Origin of the sequence: Dietzia sp. SYD-A1, from assembly GCF_015356725.1 — a bacterium.
GTDB lineage: Bacteria > Actinomycetota > Actinomycetes > Mycobacteriales > Mycobacteriaceae > Dietzia.
Window position 1 is genome coordinate 1 of record NZ_JADDKI010000142.1, and the last position, 2,306, is coordinate 2,306.

The window sequence follows — 2,306 nt, forward strand, 5'->3', positions numbered from 1 at the left end:
CCTCGACCCGGTGCGCCCGGCACCGGCGCCCGCCGGCGCCCGTCAGGTGACCGACTCGGCGGACAAGGGGCGGTGTCGTGGTTGCGGGGAGCGGCTCACCGGGTCGATGCACCGGGCGCTGGGATCGTGTCCGGACTGCTCGGTCGAGGTCGACACCGGGTTGTTCGAGCGGCTACGGGACTGGCGTAGGGAGACCTCGGAACGCATCGGCAAACCGGCGTACACGGTGTTCACCAACGACACGCTCGTGCAGATCGCTCGCGAGCGCCCCGCGGACACCAGATCGTTGGGGCGCATCGGCGGGATCGGGGCCCACAAACTCGGCGAGTACGGCGACGAGGTCCTGCGTCTGGTGCGGGAGGGCTGAACCGGGACGATCCGGTGCGGGTCACTCCTCGTCGGGGAAGATCTCTGGCATCCAGCGGTGGACGATCTCCCGGTAGGGCGCGGTGGCCTCGAGTTGGCACAGCATGCCGACCGACGCCGAGAGCACGCGATGGATCAGGACGTAGTCGCGGGGCAGTGTGAACGACCGCGAGGTCCGGAACTCCCGGCCGGAGACGTCCCCGTAGACGGCCATGATCCCCTGCAACCACTTGCGGTCGAAGTGGAACTCGGCAGTGCGCATCGGTTCGATGAAGGGGTCGAGGAAGGACATCGCGTCCTCGGGCTCCACGCCGCCCCTTCCCACGTACCCTGACCGCGCCATCAAGGCGACCAACTCGTCTGCCTCCCCGGCCAGAGCGAGCCGCATCATCGAGGTGAGGGCCGCGGGCATGCCCTCCGGCAGGGGCAGCGACGCACCGAAGTCCAACACCACCATCCGCCCGTCGTCGGCGAGAAGGAAGTTGCCGGGGTGCGGATCCCCGTGCATCATCCGGGCGCGGGTGGGGGAGCAGAACTGGAACTCCGTCAGCAGCTCTCCGGCACGGTCGCGCTCGTCCTGCGTGCCGCTCGCGGCGATCCGGCCGAGCGTGCGCCCCTCCGCCCACTCGGTGACCAGGACCTTCGGGGCGGACGCGAGGACGGCGGGCACGCGGATCAGCGGATCGTCGCGGAACGCGGCGGCGAACACCCGCTGCGTGTCGGCCTCACCCCGGTAGTCGAGTTCGGCCACGGCGCTGTCGTACAACTCGTCGATGACCCCCTTGACGTCGGTGCCGGGGGTGAGGGGTCGCAGGAGTGGGGCGAGCCGTCGGAGTTGACGCAGATCAGATCGCAGCGCCTCGTCGGCCCCGGGGTACTGCACCTTGACCGCCACCTCCCGGCCGTCCGACCAGACCGCGCGGTGGACCTGACCGATCGAGGCCGCGGCGGCCGCGGAGGTGTTGAACTCCGCGAACCGCTCCCGCCACCGCAGTCCGAGCTGGGTGTCGAGGACCCTCTCCACCTCCGCGGGGGGAAGTGGTGGCGCCTCCGCCTGGAGCTTGGTGAGCGCCTCGCGGAACGGCCCGGCGTACTTGTCGGGCATTCCGGCCTCGAACACACTGAGGGCCTGTCCCACCTTCATGGCCCCGCCCTTGAGCTCTCCGAGAACGGCGAAGACCTGGTCGGCCGCCTGGTCGGCGAGCTCCTCGGTCAATACACCATCGCTTCTGCCCAGGGCACGACGCCCCAGGGACCCCGCGGCTCGTCCGGCGATTCCCAGGGGCAGGCCTGCGAGGCGAGCTGCTCGGCGGGATGAGGTACGGGGGAGTTCGGGCACGCTTCCAATCATGACAGAGGATGCCCCTGTGTCGCCGCGCCGCAGGTGCAGCGCTCGGAGGCCGGCCACTCGAGTCTCCTCCACAGCCCTTCTGCAGGGCTGATCTCGACGGATGCGCCGACGGTCTGGAGGGGGTGGTCCGCTACGCGACTGGCGGCGACCTCGGCCAGGACGAGCGCGGCGGCCGCGGTGAGCGCGGGAACACCGGCAGCGGGGGACCGGCCCACGAGCTGCGCGGCCACGTACGGCCACCGCGGATCGCGCCCGGCACGGAACAGGTCGACGCAGCGTAGACACGGGGTGAGTCCGGGGATGACGGTGGGGCCCACCACCACTCGTCCGTCACGGGTGTGCACGTGGAGATGGGACTGGCCGGTCCGGGTGAGCGCGGAGACCACCACCGGATCCGCCGCCACGGAGCCGGTGAGGACCACCAGGTCCGGTACCGGACCGCGCCGGTGCCAGGGCGGGCGGTCGGGGTCGAAGGCCAGACCGGGGTCGGAGCTGGTCGTGACCCGGCAGCCGTTGACCGACAGCGGTCCGCGCAGTACTTCCGATACCTGTCCCCTGCCGAGGATGTGGATCTGCCGGACGGCGGGCG

At 71.1% G+C, this 2,306-nt stretch carries 3 protein-coding genes; 1 reads left to right on the forward strand and 2 read right to left on the reverse strand.

The window, feature by feature from the left end:
- Positions 1 to 367: HRDC domain-containing protein (locus IY392_RS06675; protein WP_194860818.1), on the forward strand; the 367-nt coding region annotated here is incomplete at its 5' end.
- A gap of 21 nt (positions 368 to 388) precedes the next feature.
- Here IY392_RS06675 and IY392_RS06680 read toward each other — a convergent pair.
- Together IY392_RS06680 and IY392_RS06685 are read right to left on the reverse strand one after the other, a co-directional pair.
- Positions 389 to 1,705 (reverse strand): AarF/ABC1/UbiB kinase family protein, encoded by a 1,317-nt coding sequence (locus IY392_RS06680; RefSeq protein WP_107755965.1) that lies wholly within the window; start codon positions 1,703 to 1,705, stop codon positions 389 to 391.
- A gap of 8 nt (positions 1,706 to 1,713) precedes the next feature.
- Positions 1,714 to 2,306 (reverse strand): hypothetical protein (locus IY392_RS06685; RefSeq protein WP_194860819.1); only part of this gene is annotated, 593 nt, incomplete at its 5' end.